At 63.6% G+C, this 18,221-nt stretch carries 18 protein-coding genes and 1 tRNA gene; 13 read left to right on the top strand and 6 right to left on the bottom strand.

Features of this window, described 5'->3' with window-relative positions; translation table 11 throughout:
* Window positions 1-132: 132 nt before the first annotated feature.
* Entirely contained in the window at window positions 133-963 is an 831-nt protein-coding gene (locus JCM7686_RS03410; protein ID WP_148292568.1) for a hypothetical protein, read from the top strand.
* A 12-nt stretch (window positions 964-975) separates the two neighbouring features.
* Entirely contained in the window at window positions 976-2,010 is a 1,035-nt protein-coding gene (locus tag JCM7686_RS03405) for a YihY/virulence factor BrkB family protein (protein ID WP_020949469.1), read from the top strand.
* 33 nt (window positions 2,011-2,043) lie between these two features.
* Here the strand turns inward: JCM7686_RS03405 and tig are convergent, their stop codons facing one another.
* The 3 genes from tig to JCM7686_RS03390 form a co-directional block, all read right to left on the bottom strand.
* Entirely contained in the window at window positions 2,044-3,378 is a 1,335-nt protein-coding gene (tig, locus tag JCM7686_RS03400) for a trigger factor (RefSeq protein WP_020949468.1), read from the bottom strand.
* A 21-nt stretch (window positions 3,379-3,399) separates the two neighbouring features.
* A tRNA-Leu gene (locus tag JCM7686_RS03395) sits at window positions 3,400-3,484 on the bottom strand.
* A gap of 86 nt (window positions 3,485-3,570) precedes the next feature.
* Entirely contained in the window at window positions 3,571-5,289 is a 1,719-nt protein-coding gene (locus JCM7686_RS03390; RefSeq protein WP_020949467.1) for an NAD(P)H-hydrate epimerase, read from the bottom strand.
* A gap of 139 nt (window positions 5,290-5,428) precedes the next feature.
* On the opposite strand from JCM7686_RS03390, the gene JCM7686_RS03385 reads away from it, so the two are divergent.
* Window positions 5,429-5,767, top strand: coding sequence for a P-II family nitrogen regulator (locus tag JCM7686_RS03385; protein ID WP_020949466.1), 339 nt, complete (start codon window positions 5,429-5,431; stop codon window positions 5,765-5,767).
* A 75-nt stretch (window positions 5,768-5,842) separates the two neighbouring features.
* Window positions 5,843-7,249 (top strand): type I glutamate--ammonia ligase, encoded by a 1,407-nt coding sequence (gene glnA, locus JCM7686_RS03380; RefSeq protein WP_020949465.1) that lies wholly within the window; start codon window positions 5,843-5,845, stop codon window positions 7,247-7,249.
* A gap of 74 nt (window positions 7,250-7,323) precedes the next feature.
* Here glnA and mntR read toward each other — a convergent pair whose 3' ends face one another.
* Complete coding sequence (gene mntR / locus JCM7686_RS03375) at window positions 7,324-7,755, bottom strand: manganese-binding transcriptional regulator MntR (protein WP_020949464.1); 432 nt, start codon at window positions 7,753-7,755, stop codon at window positions 7,324-7,326.
* Window positions 7,756-7,947: 192 nt separating this feature from the next.
* Here mntR and JCM7686_RS03370 point away from each other — a divergent pair, with 192 nt between their 5' ends.
* Window positions 7,948-9,216 (top strand): Nramp family divalent metal transporter, encoded by a 1,269-nt coding sequence (locus JCM7686_RS03370; protein ID WP_020949463.1) that lies wholly within the window; start codon window positions 7,948-7,950, stop codon window positions 9,214-9,216.
* A gap of 3 nt (window positions 9,217-9,219) precedes the next feature.
* On the opposite strand, the gene JCM7686_RS03365 is transcribed toward JCM7686_RS03370, so the two are convergent.
* On the bottom strand, window positions 9,220-10,011 hold the full coding sequence (locus JCM7686_RS03365; protein ID WP_020949462.1) for a heme-dependent oxidative N-demethylase family protein: 792 nt from the start codon (window positions 10,009-10,011) through the stop codon (window positions 9,220-9,222).
* Between the two features lie 110 nt (window positions 10,012-10,121).
* Here JCM7686_RS03365 and purB point away from each other — a divergent pair, with 110 nt between their 5' ends.
* The 4 genes from purB (at window position 10,122) to gap (ending at window position 13,992) form a co-directional block, all read left to right on the top strand.
* A complete protein-coding gene (gene purB / locus JCM7686_RS03360) occupies window positions 10,122-11,429 on the top strand; it encodes an adenylosuccinate lyase (RefSeq protein ID WP_020949461.1) in 1,308 nt (435 codons plus the stop codon).
* Between the two features lie 71 nt (window positions 11,430-11,500).
* A complete protein-coding gene (locus JCM7686_RS03355) occupies window positions 11,501-12,583 on the top strand; it encodes a flagellar motor switch protein FliG (RefSeq protein WP_020949460.1) in 1,083 nt (360 codons plus the stop codon).
* Between the two features lie 133 nt (window positions 12,584-12,716).
* A complete protein-coding gene (locus tag JCM7686_RS24810) occupies window positions 12,717-12,860 on the top strand; it encodes a hypothetical protein (RefSeq protein WP_041527091.1) in 144 nt (47 codons plus the stop codon).
* 130 nt (window positions 12,861-12,990) lie between these two features.
* A complete protein-coding gene (gene gap, locus JCM7686_RS03345) occupies window positions 12,991-13,992 on the top strand; it encodes a type I glyceraldehyde-3-phosphate dehydrogenase (RefSeq protein WP_020949458.1) in 1,002 nt (333 codons plus the stop codon).
* Between the two features lie 114 nt (window positions 13,993-14,106).
* On the opposite strand, the gene JCM7686_RS03340 is transcribed toward gap, so the two are convergent.
* Window positions 14,107-14,421: a hypothetical protein gene (locus JCM7686_RS03340; protein ID WP_020949457.1), complete on the bottom strand. Its 315-nt coding sequence runs from the start codon at window positions 14,419-14,421 to the stop codon at window positions 14,107-14,109.
* 126 nt (window positions 14,422-14,547) lie between these two features.
* Here JCM7686_RS03340 and pyrC point away from each other — a divergent pair, with 126 nt between their 5' ends.
* The 4 genes from pyrC to JCM7686_RS03320 all read left to right on the top strand — a co-directional run bounded on the left by pyrC (window position 14,548) and on the right by JCM7686_RS03320 (window position 18,194).
* Window positions 14,548-15,591, top strand: coding sequence for a dihydroorotase (gene pyrC / locus JCM7686_RS03335; protein ID WP_020949456.1), 1,044 nt, complete (start codon window positions 14,548-14,550; stop codon window positions 15,589-15,591).
* Window positions 15,588-16,259: an orotate phosphoribosyltransferase gene (locus JCM7686_RS03330; RefSeq protein ID WP_020949455.1), complete on the top strand. Its 672-nt coding sequence runs from the start codon at window positions 15,588-15,590 to the stop codon at window positions 16,257-16,259. Before pyrC ends, JCM7686_RS03330 begins: the two co-directional genes overlap by 4 nt.
* Window positions 16,260-16,347: 88 nt before the next feature.
* Window positions 16,348-17,844 (top strand): replicative DNA helicase, encoded by a 1,497-nt coding sequence (locus tag JCM7686_RS03325; RefSeq protein ID WP_020949454.1) that lies wholly within the window; start codon window positions 16,348-16,350, stop codon window positions 17,842-17,844.
* Window positions 17,841-18,194, top strand: a complete 354-nt coding sequence (locus JCM7686_RS03320; protein ID WP_084621021.1) for a DMT family protein — start codon at window positions 17,841-17,843, stop codon at window positions 18,192-18,194. Before JCM7686_RS03325 ends, JCM7686_RS03320 begins: the two co-directional genes overlap by 4 nt.
* Window positions 18,195-18,221: the final 27 nt, after the last annotated feature.

The following is an 18,221-nucleotide window of genomic DNA, read 5'->3' as shown; positions in this document are numbered from 1 at the left end:
CCTTTGGAAACGCGCCCCTTTCGGGCGCGTTTCTTTTTGCGCGAACCGATGTCGCGCGCCCCGGTTGTGCTCGTTGCGCAGAAGGGGCTGGAACATTCACGGTCGAATGGGGTTGAATTGGCAAAAGCCCTGATGACGAAAGTGGATGCCATGACCGACCGCAGCGAGACCGACCGTCTGCTCTCCGACACCGGAGAAGACCGCGAGCCCCGTCTCGGCTCCCGCCCGGCGCAAGACGAGCCTTTCGCCTTTGGTTCGCCCTATGAATCGCGCCGCATTCCGCCAAGCGGCGATGTCTCGCCCGACGGCAGCCGGATCTGGCCGCAGCCCTCGACCACCTCGAAGCTTCTGGTTTGGGGTGGCATGGGAATTGCCGCCGCCGCCCTGACGGCAGGCGCGGTGATCGCCGGGCGGCATGTCGGCGAGATGATCCGCGGCGAGGACAAGCCGCAGCCGCGCGCGCCCCGCCCCAATCCGGCACGGCCCGACGAGGTGCGGATGGCGACGCTTGCCCCGCGCTATGCCGAGCTTAGCCCGGCGGAACGCGACGCCCTGCGCAACCGCAACCGCCAGCGCGAATATGAGGAAGAGCTGCGCATCGCCCGGGCCCGCGCCGAAGCCGCCGAGCGCGCCCTTGAGGCAGAGCGTGGCCGCCCGCGCCCCTCGCGCCGTCGTCGTGCCGATTTCATGCGCGAGGTCGAGCGCAACACCCGACATCTGAGTGGCTCGGTCGATTCCGCGATGGGATCCTTCGGCGCAGCCTTTTCCGGCTTTCGCGCCGTCGCCACGCAAGCGGCGGGGCTGGTCAGCGAATTCGGCACTGCGGCCAAGCTGATCCGCGGCATGATGGGCGATGTGATGGCGTCGAAAGACGACAGACCGGCCGAGAAAGCATCCGAGAAGGCCGCCGATCAGAAAGACAGCGCCGCCAAGGAAACCGATCGCCGCGAGCATCGCCTCTGATCCGCGCCGGCCATGAAGAAGACCGCACAGCCGCCTGCGCGCCCCGAAAAGCCCGGCCTGCGTGACGCTCTCTTCGGAGAGCTTCCGCCGGACTGGCGCGACAAGCGCCGTGCCGCACCCAAAGGCCCCGCGCGCCCGCCACCGCCGACCGCAAGGGTTCGCTCGATCCTTCAGCTTGACCGGCGCGACTGGTTCGTGGTGCTGAAAGGTGTCTACCGCGAATTCCTGCGCGACCGCGTGCTGTCGGTCTCGGGCGGGGTCACCTTCTTCGCGCTGCTGGCGCTCTTTCCCGCGATCACCACGCTGGTCTCGATCTACGGGCTTTTCGCCGATCCCGAATCCATCGCGAATCATCTCAATCTGCTTGATCGGGTGCTGCCGCCGGATGTGGTGCAGATCATCGCCGGGCAGATCAACCATATCACCCAGACGCCGGTTTTCACCCTGTCGCTGACCGGGACGGTCTCATTGCTGGTCGCGATCTATTCGGCGACCGGCGGGATCAAGGCGCTGATCGAGACGCTGAACCTCGCCTGGTATGAGACCGAGACCCGCAGCTTCTTTCGCCTGAACCTGATCGGGCTTGGCTTTACCTTCGGCGCCATCTTCCTGCTGATCGCGCTGCTGACCGGGATCGCGGTCATTCCGGTTGCGCTCGCCTGGCTTCATGCCCCGCCCGAGATCGAAAGCCTGATCTCGCTGACGCGCTGGCCGGTGATGTTCGCGCTTCTGACATTGGCGATCGCGGCGCTTTATCACTGGGGACCAGATCAGCAGAACAACGCCCGCCACCGCGTCTTGCCTGGCACGATTGCCGCCGCTTTGCTGCTGGTTGCGGCTTCGGTTGGGTTCAGCTGGTATGTCCAGAACCTCGCCCATTACAGCGAGACCTATGGTTCGCTTGGCGCGGTGGTGGTGCTGATGATGTGGCTGTGGATCGCCTCGATCATCGTGATGATCGGCGCCGAGTTCAATGCCGAGCTCTCGCGCCGGATCGACAGCCTCAACGGCGATGACATCGAGGACGACATGAAAAAGGCCGCCTGAAGCGGCGGCCTTTTCCTGAAACGGTGGAAAGGATCAGAGCTCGTCGAGAGCTTCGACTGCCTTTTCCAGATCCTCTTTCGAGACTTCTTTGTCGGTCACTTTCGCACCTTCGACGATGTGGTCGATGACCTTGTCTTCGAAGATCGGCGCACGCAGCTGCTGCTGCGCTTGCTGGTTTTGCTGGATGAACTCGAAGAACGCACGTTCCTGACCCGGGTATTGACGCGCCTGACGGAGAACCGCCTGCGTCATTTCCTGATCCGAAACAGTCACTTCGGCCTTCTGACCGATTTCGGCCAGAACGAGGCCCAGACGGACGCGACGCTCGGCGAGCTTCTTGTGCTCGTCGGTCGGCTCGATCTCGCCGTGGTTGTGGCCGTGATCATCCGGATGCTCTTCGTGATAGAGCTGGTGCGCAATCTGACCGGATTCGATCTCGACCAGAGCTTCCGGCAGGTCGAAGCTGTAGAGGCCGTCGAGCTTGTCGAGCAGCGCGCGCTTGAGAACCTGACGCGAGGCGCCCTGATATTCGGCTTCCAGACGCTCGGTGATCTGCGCTTTCAGCGAAGCGAGGTCTTCGGCGCCGAATTTCTTGGCGAGCTCGTCGTCGATCTCGGCTTTCTTCGGGGCTTTGACTTCCTTGACGGTCGTCTCGAAGATCGCGTCTTTGCCAGCAAGGTGAGCCGCGCCGTATTCCGCCGGGAAGGTGACCTTCACATCGACGTTTTCACCGGCTTTGGCGCCGACCAGCTGATCTTCGAAGCCGGGGATGAACGAGCCCGAGCCGAGAACCAGCGGATAGTTCTCTGCGGTGCCGCCTTCGAAGGCTTCGCCGTCAACCATGCCTTTGAAGTCGATCACGACCTGATCGCCGCTCTGAGCTTTCGAGCCTTTGCGACGGTCTTCGAAGTTCTGGGCGTTCTCGGCCAGATTCGCGAGCGCTTCGTCAACGGCTTTGTCTTCGGCCTTCACGACCAGACGCTCGATCTCGATGCCCGACAGATCGGTTTCCGGGATCGCCGGCAGAGCTTCGTAAGCGACGTTGACCACAACGTCGTCGCCCTCTTTCCAGTTCTCGCCGTTTTCCATCTCGATTTTCGGCTGGACGGCCGGACGGTCGCCGGTCGATTCCAGATGGTCGCGCAGCGCACCGTCAACGGCTTCCTGCATGGCGTCGCCCAGAACGCGCGGGCCGAATTGCTTTTTCAGCAGCGCCATCGGGACTTTGCCTTTGCGGAAGCCCTTCATCTCGACTTCGGGCTGCGCTTCTTTCAGCTTCTCATCGACCTTGGCAGCAAGCTCGGCGGCCGGCAGAGTGAACGTATAGCCGCGCTTGAGCCCTTCGTTCTGGGTTTCCTTGACCTGCATCTGTAATCCTTCATCCAACCATGGTGCGGGTGGAGGGACTTGAACCCCCACGCCTTGCGGCGCCAGAACCTAAATCTGGTGCGTCTACCAATTTCGCCACACCCGCAAACTCAGCCGGGCAAGCCGGATGGCCCGCCACGGAAATCCGCGCCCTTCTAGCAAAGCATTTCCCTCTGTGCGAGCAGAAAATCGTCATATGGCCAGTGTATGAAAGACCTTTGGCAGCGTGTCGGGCAGGTCATCGGCGATGAGGCCCGGACCAAAGCTGCGCGCTGCGGCAGCGTGAAGCGCCGCGCCGATGCGCGCGCCCCGATAGGGCCCGCTGCCGCGCGCCATCGCGCCGAGGATAATTCCGGCCAAAACATCTCCCGAACCGGCCGTCGCAAGCCAGGGCGCTGCCGCGTCATAGCTTGAGGCCTGAACGAAGGGCGGGCCGTCTGGCCCTGCGATCACCGTATCCGCGCCCTTGAGCAGAACCGTGCAGCCCGCCCGCGCCGCAGCCTCGCAAACCGCGTCGAGCTTCGAATAAAGCGGCCCGCGCATCGCGGCCAGTGCGGCCTGATCGGCCTTTAACGCCGCGTGCCACGCGAGGGCCGCGGCCATATCCTCCGGCGGCGGCGATGCGGGCAGCACCGGCCCGCGCAGTTTCTCGGCAAGATCGGGGAAAAGCCGGGCGAACTCGCCCAGATGCGGGGTCAGCACGCAGCCCGGATGCAGCCCTGCCAGCGGCTCGGCGCGTCGCGACAAAGCCGTGAGCGCATCGGCGTCGAGGACGGTGGGCCGCCCGGTCTCGAGCAAAGCCGACAGTAGCGCCGCCGCCCGCTCGATGCCGGAGCCGGGGCCAAGCAGGGCCGCCGTGATGCGCTTGTCCTCAAGCCGGTGCAGCAGATCCTCGGGGCCATCGACCGCGCGCCGCATCAGCGCATCGGGCGGCAACGCATGTTCGCCCAGCGCCTCGGTCGGGGGCGCAAGCGTCACCAGACCCGCGCCCACCCGCAAAGCCGCCTTGGCCGAAAGCCGCGCGGCCCCGCCCTGCCCCAAGCCGCCAGCGAGGATCAGCGCGTGGCCGTGGCTGAATTTATGTCCCGTCGCGGATTTGGTGAGCAGATTCCGGCAAAGCTCATCATGGCCGAAATGCGATTCGAACGCCTGTTCCGCGGCAAACCTCGGTCCGCTCATCAGCGCGATCGGCGGCGCGATCGCCCCGAACGGCGCCACCCGCCCCTGCCGCGCAAGCCCGATATCGGCGATCACCAGCTCGCCGCAAAGCGCGGGCCCGAGCTCCAGCACATGGCCACGGCGCGGGCTGTCAAAGGTCACGGTCAGTCGGGCATGGGGTGCGCCTGCATCCGCGCCGCGCCGCGCGCCGAGCACCGCCCCGCTGTCGAGGCAAAGCCCGCTCGGCGCATCGACCGCGACCAGCGGTTGCGAGACCGCGTGCCCGTCCCGCGCCGCATTCCCGAGATCGCGCAGGAGCGCGGCAATCTCGCCCTCAGGCGGCCGAGTCAGACCGGTTCCGAAGATCGCGTCGACAGTGAGATCCGCCTCCTCCCGGCGAAGGCCTTCCACGGTCAACGCCTCGATGCCGCCCCGCTCGCGCCAGCGCCGCTTCATCTCGGCGGCATCCGGGCCCGGCGCGGTCTCTAGCCCCAAGACCCGCACCTGCCAGCCCGCCTCATCAAGCAGCCGTGCCACGACATAGCCGTCGCCGCCGTTGTTTCCCGGTCCGCACAAAACCACGACCCGGCCCGGCACCGGCCAGCGCAGGCGAATCTCTTGGGCGACGGCGGCTCCGGCGCGCTCCATCAGCGCAAGCCCGGTCGCGAGCCCCGTTGCCATCGCGTGATTTTCCAGCGCCCGCATCTGCGCGCTGGTCAGCAATTCGCGGCTCGCGAACAGATCTTTGCCCATTATTTCATCACTCCGCCCAATTTCAGGGCAACCGCCCGCGATTCCGGTTTTCCACCCCGGCTGCGGCTGCATTCGGATGGACGGGCCCAGTCAAAGCGTCCAATCAGGGTTCAGGCAAGTCGTGACGAAGGATCAGGCGATGAAGAAAGTCGAGGCGATCATCAAGCCGTTCAAACTGGACGACGTGAAAGAGGCCCTTCAGGAAGTCGGCGTGCAAGGGCTTTCGGTCACCGAAGTCAAAGGCTTCGGTCGCCAGAAGGGCCATACCGAGCTTTACCGGGGGGCGGAATATGTCGTCGACTTTCTGCCCAAGGTGAAGATCGAAATGGTTCTGCCCGACGATCTGGTCGAGCCCGCGGTCGATGCGATCATCAGCGCCGCGCGCACCGAAAAGATCGGCGACGGCAAGATCTTCATCTCGCCGGTCGAACAGGCCATCCGCATCCGCACCGGCGAAACCGGCGACGACGCCCTTTGATCCCATTCGCTCACGCGACAACCAGATGACACCGCCCGCGGCGCGCCCCGGCGGACTACCCAAGGAAGGACGACCATGAGTGTCAAAGACGTTCTGGATCAGATCAAGGAAGAGGACATCGCTTATGTCGACGTCCGTTTCACCGATCCGAAAGGCAAATTGCAGCATGTGACGCTGGTCTCGGACCTCGTCGACGAAGATTTCTTCGAAGAAGGCTTCATGTTCGACGGCTCGTCGATCGCAGGCTGGAAGTCGATCGATCAGTCCGACATGAAGCTGATGCCCGATCCGACCTCGGTCTATATCGACCCCTTCTATGCTGAAAAGACGCTCTGCATCCATTGCGACGTCGCCGAGCCCGACACCGGCGAGGCCTATTCGCGCGACCCGCGCTCGATCGCCAAGAAGGCCGAGGCCTATCTGAAATCGACCGGCATCGGCGACACGACCTATTTCGGCCCCGAGGCGGAATTCTTCCTCTTCGACGACGTGCGCTATTCGGTCTCGCCCCAGAAGGTGAGCTTCGAGCTCGATAGCCATGACGCCGCCTGGAACACCGACACGGTCTACGAATCGGGCAACCAAGGTCACCGCGCGCCCCATAAGGGCGGCTATTTCCCGGTGAACCCGATCGATGCGGCGCAGGACATTCGCGGCGAGATGCTCTCGACCATGAAGCGCATGGGCATCAAGGTCGACAAACACCACCACGAGGTCGCCACCGCTCAGCACGAGCTTGGCATGATCTTCGGTGGTCTGGTCGAGCAGGCCGACAACATCCAGAAATACAAATATGTCATCCACAACGTTGCCGCCGCCTATGGCAAATCGGCGACCTTCATGCCGAAGCCGATGAAGGGCGACAACGGCTCGGGGATGCATGTGAACATGTCGATCTGGAAGGGCGGCAAGCCGCTGTTCGCAGGCGATAAATATGCCGATCTTAGCCAAGAGGCCCTGTGGTTCATCGGCGGCATCCTGAAACATGCCAAATCGCTCAATGCGCTGACGAACCCCTCGACCAACAGCTACAAGCGCCTGATCCCGGGCTTCGAGGCTCCGGTTCTGCGCGCCTATTCGGCACGCAACCGCTCGGGTGCGGTTCGGATTCCGTGGACGGAATCGCCGAAAGCCAAACGCGTCGAGGCCCGCTTCCCCGATCCGGCAGCGAACCCCTATCTCGCCTTCGCCGCCCTGCTGATGGCCGGTCTGGACGGGATCAAGAACAAGATCGACCCAGGCCCGGCCTCGGACAAGGACCTCTACGATCTGCCGCCGGAAGAACTGGCCGAGATCCCGACCGTTTGCGGCAGCCTGCGCGAGGCGCTGGAAGAGCTTGAGAAGGACATGGACTATCTGCTCGCCGGCGATGTCTTCACCCGCGATCAGCTCAACAGCTACATCAAGCTGAAATGGGAAGAGGTCTATGCCTATGAGCATACGCCGCACCCGATCGAATATGCGATGTATTACAGCTGCTGATCCGGCAGCGATGAAACAGAAAGGCCGCCCCTTCGGGCGGCCTTTTCCGTTTCGCGCGATGGTCTCGGGCCGATCTAGCCCCGCGACTTGCAGCTATCGAGATGCTGCTCGAAGGCCGCGAGCGTCTCATCCGAGACATGGTGCTCGATCCCCTCGGCGTCGAGTTCGGCAATCAGCTCGGGCACGCCAAGCGAGATCAGCAACGCGACCACGATCCGGTGCCGCTTGCGCACGCGTTCGGCCAAGGCCGCGCCCGTCTCGGTCAGAAAGACGCCGCGATAGGGCCGCGAGGTGACATAACCATCGCGCCGAAGCCGCGCGACCGCCTTGGTCACCGTCGGCTGCGCCACCCCCATCCGCGCCGCCAGATCCGCCGTGCGCGCCTCGCCGAATTCCTCGATCAGATCGCCGATCATCTCGACATAATCCTCGACGCGCGCCTTCGAGCGAACCTCACGGGCCCGGTCGAACCGATCCGATTGCGGCGTTTCCGCTTCTTCTGTCACACGTAGCCCTCGCCGCTAGAGGCGGCCCCGCGCCCGGAAAGCCATCGCTTCCCCCGGTCCGCCCTTCTTTTTCCGTGCCCATATGATGAAGCCCAAGACGAGGGGTTGCAATTGTCTTAGCCAAGGCTAACTTCTGGATCACCGGCTAAGTTTTCGCCCGGCTTTTCGCCCTCCGTCTTGCGGCACCCCGTCATGCTCAGTCTGTCCAACCGCGCCCGCTCTTCGCTTTCGCTCCCCCTCGGCACGGAAGGTATCGGCTGGCGACAACGGTTGATGCTTGCGGGCCCCGCCGTGGTCGCCTCAGTCGCCTATGTCGATCCCGGCAATTACGCGACGAATATCGAGGCGGGCGCGCGCTACGGCTATACGCTGCTCTGGGTGGTGGTGCTGGCCAATCTGGTCGCGATGCTCTTTCAGTCGCTCTCGGCCCGGCTCGGGATCGTGACGGGCAAGAACCTCGCAGAGCTTTGCCGCGATCACCTGCCCCGTCCCCTCGTCGCCGCGATGTGGATGGTGAGCGAGCTTGCCGTCATGGCAACCGATCTGGCGGAGTTTCTGGGCGGCGCGCTTGGCCTCTCGCTGCTCTTCGGCCTGCCGCTGCTTGCGGGCATGACCATCACCGCGATCGTCACCTATGCGCTTTTGCTGCTCGAACGGCGTGGCTTTCGCGCGATGGAGCTGCTGATTGGCGGCCTCGTCGGGATCATCGCGCTCAGCTATCTCGCCGAGATGCTGATCGCCCCGGTCGACTGGTCCGCCGCGCTGCGCGCCAGCGTGACGCCCTCGCTGCCCGATGCCTATGCGCTGACCATCGCCGTCGGCATCATCGGGGCCACGGTCATGCCCCATGCGATCTTCCTCCATTCGGGCCTGACGCAATCGCGGATCACCGCGCGCAATGCCGGGGAAACCGCGCGGATCATCCGCTTCTCGAATGGCGAGGTCATCATTGCGCTCGCCGTCGCCGGTCTCGTCAATATGGCCATGGTGATGATGTCGGCCTCGGCTTTCCACCCCGACCACGCGGGCATCGCCGAGATCGAGACCGCCTATCGCACCCTGACCCCGATCCTCGGCGGCTTTGCCGCAGCGATGTTTCTCAGCTCGCTGATCGCGTCCGGGATCTCAAGCTCGGTCGTCGGCACGATGGCGGGCCAGATGATCATGCAGGGCTTCCTGCGCCGCTCGATCCCGATCTGGATGCGCCGTCTCGTCACCATGGTCCCGGCCTTCATCGTCGTGGCCTTGGGGATCAACGCCACCACGGCGCTGATCCTGTCGCAGGTCGTGCTCTCGATCGCGCTGCCGGTGCCGATGATGGCGCTGATCTATTTCATCTCCCGCCCCAAGATCATGGGCACCTTCCGCATCCGCGGCGCCACGCTCCTCCTCGCAGGCGCCGCCGCCGCCTTGGTCCTTGGCCTCAACGTCGTGCTTCTGGTTCAAGCGGTCACGGGCTAGCGCTCAGGCGGCATCGCGGATCGGGAACTCCGCCAAGGTCGCTTTCTGCACCTCTGACAGATCAGCCTCGCGGATCAGCGTGGTATGGATCGAGAACACCACCGCGCCGGTCTCGGGCAGCCGGAAGAGACATTGCCGCTCGACCCGGATGAAGGGCAAATCGCCCGAGACGGAATGCCCCTGAGCCTCACTGCGCGGATTGTGCAACGGCGCATTCGAATGATGCGCGGTCCCGCGCAACAGCCCGATCCCGGTCCGCATCCCGTCCATCAGCCGCTGCACGCGTGGCGCCAGAGCCTCGTCATATTTCGCGACCGGCTGGTGAATCCCGAGCATCGCCCGCCCGAATTTCTCGGCCAGAGTCCAGCCCGCCGGAAAGCACAGGATCGCCCCGCGAAGCGCATGCCCGCTCTCCCCGTCCGGCAGCATCAGACAAAAATCCTCGACCACCAGCCGCCCAAGCGTCAGCAAAGGCTGCTCGAGATCGGGCAAAACCTCGACCCCATCCGGCCGCCGGATCACCCCATCAGGCCCGAGCTGATAACCCCGCCCCGGCAGAAGCGCGAGGATCTGGCCATAAAGCTCACGCGCCGCCGCCAAAGCATCCGGCGCCATGCGATGAACCGCCGCCTCCTGGGTCGCGATCAGCTCGGCCCGCAGCGCCATTTTCTCGGCAAAAGCGTCATCTTCGACCAGCCAATCCTCGGGCGCGACGGGAATCACCCCCGGCAGCCGCCGCGTCCGCGCATCCTCCCATGGTGCGAAGGCCAACCTCTTTTGCAAAATCACGCCCATATTCCAACCTCTTGTCTCCCTGCCCCCATTCTTCATCATCCAAATACCCCTGCCAAGGTTGCTCAAAGGGCCAAGCCGCGCTAAATCGCCCGGAACCTCAGGAGGCTCCGATGATCCCGCGCTACTCCCGCCCCGAAATGACCGCCATCTGGTCGCCCGAAACCAAGTTCAAAATCTGGTACGAGATCGAGGCCCATGCCTGCGACGCCCAGGCTGCGCTGGGTGTCATTCCGAAAGCGAATGCCGAAGCCGTCTGGAAAGCCAAAGACGTCGCCTTCGACGTGGCCCGCATCGACGAGATCGAGGCCGTGACCAAGCACGACGTCATCGCCTTCCTGACCCATCTCGCCGAACATATCGGCGCGGATGAGGCGCGTTTCGTCCATCAGGGCATGACCTCCTCGGATGTGCTCGACACCACGCTGAACGTCCAGCTCGTGCGTGCCGCCGACATCCTGCTCGCCGATATGGACCGCGTTCTGGCCGCGCTGAAAAAGCGCGCCTTTGAACATAAGGACACCGTCCGCATCGGCCGCTCGCACGGCATCCATGCCGAGCCCACCACGATGGGCCTGACCTTCGCCCGCTTCTATGCGGAAATGGAGCGTGGCCGTCAGCGCCTCGTCCATGCCCGCGAAGAAATCGCCACCGGCGCGATCTCGGGCGCGGTCGGCACCTTCGCCAATATCGACCCGGCGGTCGAAGAGCATGTCTGCCTGCAGCTCGGCCTCAAACCCGAGCCGATCTCGACGCAGGTCATTCCGCGCGACCGTCATGCGATGTTCTTTGCCACGCTTGGCGTCATCGCCTCGTCGATGGAAAACATCGCGATCGAGATCCGCCACATGCAGCGCACCGAAGTGCTTGAGGCCGAAGAGTTTTTCTCGCCCGGCCAGAAGGGCTCGTCGGCGATGCCGCACAAGCGCAACCCGGTTCTGACCGAAAACCTCACCGGTCTTGCGCGTCTGGTGCGCATGACCGTGATCCCGGCGATGGAAAACGTGGCGCTTTGGCATGAGCGCGACATCTCGCATAGCTCGGTCGAGCGCGGCATTGCCCCCGATGCGACGATCACGCTCGATTTCGCGCTGAGCCGTCTGGCTGGCGTGATCGAAAAGCTGGTGATCTATCCGGAAAACATGCTGCGCAATATGAACAAGTTCAAGGGCTTGGTCATGTCGCAGCGTGTGCTTCTGGCTCTGACCCAAGCCGGTGTCAGCCGCGAAGACGCCTACCGTCTCGTGCAGCGCAACGCCATGAAGGTCTGGGAACAGGGCGCCGATTTCAAGACCGAGCTTCTCGGTGATGCAGAAGTCACCGCCGCGCTCTCGCCCGCGGAAATCGAGGAAAAGTTCGATCTTGGTTACCACACCAAACATGTCGATACGATTTTCCGCCGGGTTTTCGGCGCGCTCTGACCGCAGGCTAACCCGTCCTTAGCCTTTTGATGCCAATCTGCCCCCGAGACGCAAGAATCGGGGGCTTTTTGATGATTGATGGCAGCGGCTTCGGCGCGGGCAGCTTCGGCGGCTTTGATGGCGGTTTCGACGAAGGTGGCTTCGTCTCGCGCGTGCTGACCTCGCGCCAGAAGGCTGCGGTCGTCGTGCGCTATCTGCTGGCCGAAGGCGCCGATCTCGACCTGTCCGCGCTGCCGCCCTCGGCTCAGGCCGCGCTCGCCGAAGAAATCGCCTCGATGGATCTGATCGACCGCGACACCCGCGACAGCGTCATTGAGGAATTTTGCACCCAAATCGAAGCGGTCGGGCTGCATTTCCCCGGCACGATCGACGGCGCGCTGTCGCTTCTCGACGGCCATCTCTCCGAGGCGACCTCCAGCAGGCTCCGACGCATGGCGGCGCTGTCCGGCGCCAGCGATCCTTGGCAGCGCATCGCGACCCTGCCCGCGAATATGCTGGCAGAGCTCGCGCGGACCGAGGCCTGCGAGATCGCGGCGGTGATGTTTCAAAAACTGCCGGTGCCGCGCGCGGCCGAGGTCTTTGGCCAGCTCGAGCCCGAACTCGCGCGCCAGATCGCTTATGCGATGTCGCTCACCGGCGGGATCGAGCTGCCCGCATTGCGTCGTATCGGGCTTGCGCTGGTTCATGCCGCAGATCTTCTGCCGCAGCCCGCGCTGGAAGGCGGGCCGGTCGAAAAGGTCGGCGCGATCCTCAACTTCTCGCTGGCCTCGACCCGCGACGCGGTTCTGGCCGGGCTTGATGATGACGATGCCCAATTCGCCGAACATGTCCGCAAGGCGATCTTCACCTGGTCGAATATCCCGGTTCGGATTGATCCGCGCGACATTCCCCGCATCATCCGCGAGATCGACGGGATCACGCTCACACGGGCCATGGCGGGTTCGGGGCAAAAGGATCAGCCGACGGTCGAATTCATCCTCGCGGCGCTGTCCACGCGGCTGGCCGACACCATGCGCGAAGATATCACTGCGATGGGCAAGGTCTCGACCAAGGACACGGAAGAGGCGATGAACACCGTTGTCGCGACCATCCGCCGCATGGAGGCCGCGGGCGATCTCTTCCTGATCGCCGGTGAAACCGATGAGGATAGCTGATTGGCCCCGCACGGACCTTCCCGGCGAAGAGCCCTTGCAGAGCCCGCGCCCCTTGGCCTAGCACAAAGGGGCGCGGGCCCCGCGCATCCCAAGCTTTCATGGCGCGCCCCGGCCTTTGGGCGCAGGAAACCCTATGACAAACGCGATCGCTTTCACGCTGGCCCTTTTCATCGTCCTGCTCTTCGTGGTCGATGCGGTTTTTCTGGGCGGCCACATGCCGCTTTTCCTCGGGCGCCAGTTCTCCGATCTCATCGAATTTCTCAGCTTTTGGCGCTAGGGCCGAAAGTCTGTCGCTAACATGGCCGCTCCCGGGGATTTGAGCGGCGAAAGCGGCGCGGAACATTTGCAATCACTTTGATTTGCGGGCTATTTGCAGCCAAACCCTGAATCAGCGGGAGAGGAAAACCATGACAGTCAAGGTGGCAATCAACGGTTTCGGACGGATCGGCCGGAACGTGCTGCGCGCAATCGTCGAATCGGGGCGCACCGACATTCAGGTGGTGGCGATCAACGATCTCGGCCCGGTCGAGACCAATGCCCATCTGCTGCGCTTCGATTCGGTCCATGGCCGTTTCCCGCATGAGGTGAAGGTCTCGGGCAATACGATCGACGTGGGCACCGGCCCGATCGAAGTGACCGCCGTGCGCAACCCGGCCGAACTGCCCTGGGGCAATGTCGATGTCGCGCTGGAATGCACCGGCATCTTCACCGACCGCGACAAGGCGAAAATCCACCTCGAAAATGGCTCGAAGCGGGTTCTGGTCTCGGCGCCCTCGACCGGCGCGGACAACACCATCGTCTTCGGCGTGAACGACAATACGCTGAAAGCCGACCAGCTCGTCGTCTCGAATGCGAGCTGCACCACCAACTGCCTTGCCCCGGTCGCCTATGTGCTGAACGAAAAGATCGGGATCAAGAAAGGCTTCATGACCACGATCCACAGCTACACCGGCGACCAGCCGACGCTGGACACGATGCACAAGGATCTCTACCGCGCCCGCGCCGCGGCTCTGTCGATGATCCCGACCTCGACCGGTGCGGCAAAAGCCGTGGGTCTGGTGCTGCCGGAACTCAAGGGCCGTCTCGATGGCGTCTCGGTCCGCGTGCCGACCCCGAACGTCTCGGTCGTCGACCTGACCTTCGAAGCCGCGCGCGACACCACTGTCGAAGAGATCAACCAGGCGATCATCGAAGCCTCGAACGGCAAGCTCAAGGGCGTGCTGGGCTACACCGACCAGCCGAATGTCTCGATCGACTTCAACCACGATCCGCACAGCTCGATCTTCGCGCTTGACCAGACCAAAGTCATGGAGGGCACCTTCTGCCGCATCCTGACCTGGTATGACAACGAATGGGGTTTCTCGAACCGCATGTCGGATACCGCTGTTGCCATGGGCAAGCTGATCTGAGCCTTTGCGCCTGATCCAAAAAACAAAAACGCGCCCGAAGGGGCGCGTTTTTTGTTGGGCGATCCGGGGTTGGGCGATCCGCCAGTCTGGATCACGCCAGAAGACAGGTCCGGCTTAAAGATGCCCGGTCAGGCGCTTGGCATTGGCCTTGGTGCGACGGCGATAGGGGCGCAAGGCGGCCTTCATCACCTGATCGGCCCGTGCCCCGCGCGAGGCCGCGCGCAAGGCGGCGGTCATCGCCTCGCCCGCCGCATCGGCCTTTTCCATGACCATCCGCTGCGGCTCACCCGCGTCTTGCTTGACCAGACCGAGCAGGCCCGCCGTGCGCATGGCAATGACCGTCTGGGATTCCCAAGCGATCTCGGCCATCTGTTGCCAAAGCGCGAAGGGCGCGAAGATGGCGGCTGGGCCGAACATATCGGTTTTCATCTCGGGACTTCCTTATTCCTGTCGCAATTTGAGAACTTGGGCCCGATGGGGCGTTTTGCCAAGCTCCACTTTCGGCTAGCAAGGGGCACTTCACCCCCGCGCCGCCAGCCCCTATAAGGCCAAACCATGACCCAGACATTGACCATCCGCCGCCCCGACGACTGGCATCTGCATCTGCGCGACGGCGCGATGCTGGAAGCAGTCTGCGGATATTCCTCGCATTTCGGTCGCGCCATCATCATGCCGAACCTTGTGCCTCCGGTTGTGACCGGTGCCGAGGCGGTCGCCTATCGCGACAGGATCACCGCCGCGCTGCCGGGCGACGTGACGTTACGTCCACTGATGACGCTTTACTTGACCGAGGCCACCGATGCCGCCGATCTGGTCGCGGCCTATCGCGCAGGCATCATCACCGCCGTGAAACTTTATCCGGCTGGCGCGACCACCAATTCGGCCAGCGGCGTGCGGGATTTCGACAAGGTGCGCGGCGTGCTTGATGCGATGGCCGAGGCAGGCGTGCCGCTCTGTGTGCATGGCGAGGTGACCGATCCCGCCGTCGATATCTTTGATCGCGAGGCGGTGTTTATCGACCGCGTGCTCGACCCGGTCCGTCGCGCCCATCCCGGCCTCAAGGTCACGATGGAGCATATCACGACCAAGGACGGCGCCGATTATGTGCGCGCCAATGACAATATCGCGGCCTCGATCACCACCCATCATCTGGTCATCAACCGCAACCATATCCTCGTCGGCGGCATACGCCCGCATTACTATTGCCTGCCCGTCGCCAAGCGCGAAAGCCACCGCATCGCCTTGCGCGAGGCCGCGACTTCGGGCGATCCGCGCTTTTTCCTCGGCACTGATTCGGCGCCGCACCCGGATACAGCCAAGGAAAGCGCCTGCGGCTGTGCCGGTTGCTTTACCGCGCCGAACACCATGTCGATCCTCGCCCATGTCTTCGAGGAAGACGGCGCGCTCGACCGGCTTGAGGGCTTTGCCTCGCTTCATGGCGCCGCGCATTACGGGCTCGCGCCCAATGAGGACAGCCTGCGTCTCGTGAAACGCGACACGCCCGCCGCATATCCCGCAAAAATCACCGCCGGCGACGAGACCGTCACCGTTTTCGACCCCGGCTTCCCGCTTTACTGGCATGTCGAGGACGTGAAATGACCCTGCCCTTCCCCTCGCGCGAGGAAATCGCGCGCCTGACCGCCCGCATGTTTCTGGAAATCGGCGCGGTTCATTTCAACGCCGCCGAGCCCTTCACCTATGCCTCTGGCCTGAAGGGCCCGACCTATATCGACTGCCGCAAGCTTTTGTCCTTCCCGCGCATCCGCGCGACGCTGATGGACTTCATGGCGGGCACCGTCCTGCGCGACGCGGGTTTTGAGTTCTTCGAAAACGTCGCGGGCGGCGAGACGGCGGGCATTCCCTTTGCCGCTCTGGTCGCCGAGCGGCTCGCGCTGCCGATGACCTATGTCCGCAAGAAGCCCAAAGGCTACGGCCGCAACGCCCGCATCGAAGGCGTGATGACCGAGGGCCAAGAGGTGCTTCTGGTCGAGGATCTGACCACCGACGGCGGCTCGAAGCTGTCTTTCGTCGATGCCATTCGCGAAACCGGCGCGAACTGCGGGCATACGGCGGTGATCTTCTACTACGACATCTTCAAGGACACGCCCGCGCGTCTGGCCGAACATGGCGTGCAATTGCACTATCTTTGCACCTGGTGGGATGTGCTGGCCGAGGCTCGCGCGCAGGGCAAATTCGACGCGGCGACGCTGGATGAGGTCGAGGCCTTCCTCAACGATCCGCGTGGGTGGCAAGCCGCGCATCCCTGATCTGCAAAGCGCGAAAGCGCGATGAGCAGGATAGAACCGGGCCCCGCTTTGTGAGATAAGCGGGGTCCACTGATATGAGGGCATGGGCATGAGCGAGCTGCGCGCATTGGAAATCCGGCAACCGGCAGAGATCGCCAGCGCCGCCGCAGAACAGGCCGTCCCCTTCTCGATCGAGGCCGAACAGCAGCTTCTCGGCGCGCTTTTGACCAATAACGAGGTCTTTGACCACGTCACCCGGATCATCAGCCCGCCGCATTTCTACGATCCCGTCCATCGTCGCATCTATGAAATCTGCGCCGAGCGCATCACCAAGAACGCGCTGGCGAGCCCGGTGACGATCAAGGCCTTCATGGAAAACGACCAGGGCCTGAAAGACCTTGGCGGCCCGGCCTATCTCGCGCGTCTGGCGGCAGCGGCGATTTCGTCCCATGCCGCGCGCGATTACGCGCAGATGATCCGCGAATTCGCCATGCGCCGCGAACTGATCGCGCTCGGGCAGGATATTTCTGCCCGCGCCTCGCAAGTGACGATCAGCGACAATGCCGAAGAGCAGATCAAGGCCGCCGAACAGACGCTTTACAAGCTCGGCGAACAGGGCGTGGCCGAGCGCGGCTTTCAGAGCTTCCTCTCGGCGGTCACAGGCGCGCTTAATGCCGCCAATGCCGCCTATAGCCGGGGCGGCGGGCTTTCGGGGGTCTCGACCGGGCTGGTTGATCTCGACGGCAAGATGGGCGGTCTGAACCGCTCGGACCTCATCATTCTGGCCGGGCGTCCCTCGATGGGGAAAACCTCGCTGGCGACGAACATCGCCTTCAACGTCGCCAAAGCGCATCGCATGGGCGAGATGCCCGACGGCTCGCATGGCACGGTTCTGGGCGGCGTCGTCGGCTTTTTCAGCCTCGAGATGTCGGCCGAACAGCTTGCCGCGCGGATCCTGTCCGAGGCCGCCGAGGTGCCCTCGTCGAACATCCGGACCGGCGATATGACCGAGGACGAGTTCCGCCGCTTCGTGCAAGCCGCGCATGATCTGCAAAACTGCCCGCTTTATATCGACGACACCCCGGCTTTGCCGATCAACCAACTGGCCGCCCGCGCCCGCAAGTTGAAGCGCACGATGGGGCTCGACGTGCTGATCGTGGACTACCTTCAGCTGCTGCGCGCCGCGACCGCCAAGGACAGCCGTGTGAACGAGGTCTCGGAAATCACCCAAGGGCTCAAGGCCATCGCCAAAGAGCTGGATATTCCGGTGATCGCGCTGTCGCAGCTCTCGCGTCAGGTCGAGAACCGCGAAGACAAACGCCCACAGCTCTCGGACCTGCGCGAATCCGGCTCGATCGAGCAGGACGCCGATATCGTGATGTTCGTCTATCGCGAGGAATATTACCGCGAGCGTGAAAAGCCGGGTGACCACGAGCTCGACAAGATGGTGACCTGGCAGCAGGTTATGGAAGCGTGCCATGGCAAGGCCGAGGTCATTCTGGGCAAGCAGCGTCACGGCCCGATCGGCACGGTCGAGCTGAGCTTTGAAGGCCGCTTCACCCGGTTCGGCAACCTCGAAAAGCACCGCACCAACTGGGAACAATGATGAACCTGCCGGTTCCTGTCGTCACAATCGGGCTTTTGCTCGCCTCGAATATCTTCATGACCTTCGCCTGGTATGGGCATCTCAAGCACAAGGCGGCGCCGCTCGCGATTGTCATCGCGGTCAGCTGGGGCATCGCCTTTTTCGAATATGTGTTGCAGGTGCCGGCCAATCGCATCGGCTACGGCCATTTCAGCGCGGCTCAGCTGAAGACCATTCAGGAGGTCATCAGCCTCTCGGTTTTCGCGGTGTTTTCCTGGGCCTATCTCGGCGAAAAGCTCACCTGGCAGCATGGTGTGGGCTTTGCGCTGATCTGCCTTGGCGCTTGGTTCGTCTTTCACGACTGGGGCTGAGATCGCCCCTTGCGGGTCCGCTTTGCA

The organism is Paracoccus aminophilus JCM 7686 (assembly GCF_000444995.1).
GTDB classification, from domain to species: Bacteria; Pseudomonadota; Alphaproteobacteria; order Rhodobacterales; family Rhodobacteraceae; genus Paracoccus; species Paracoccus aminophilus.
This window is presented reverse-complemented; position numbering and strand designations above follow the sequence as displayed.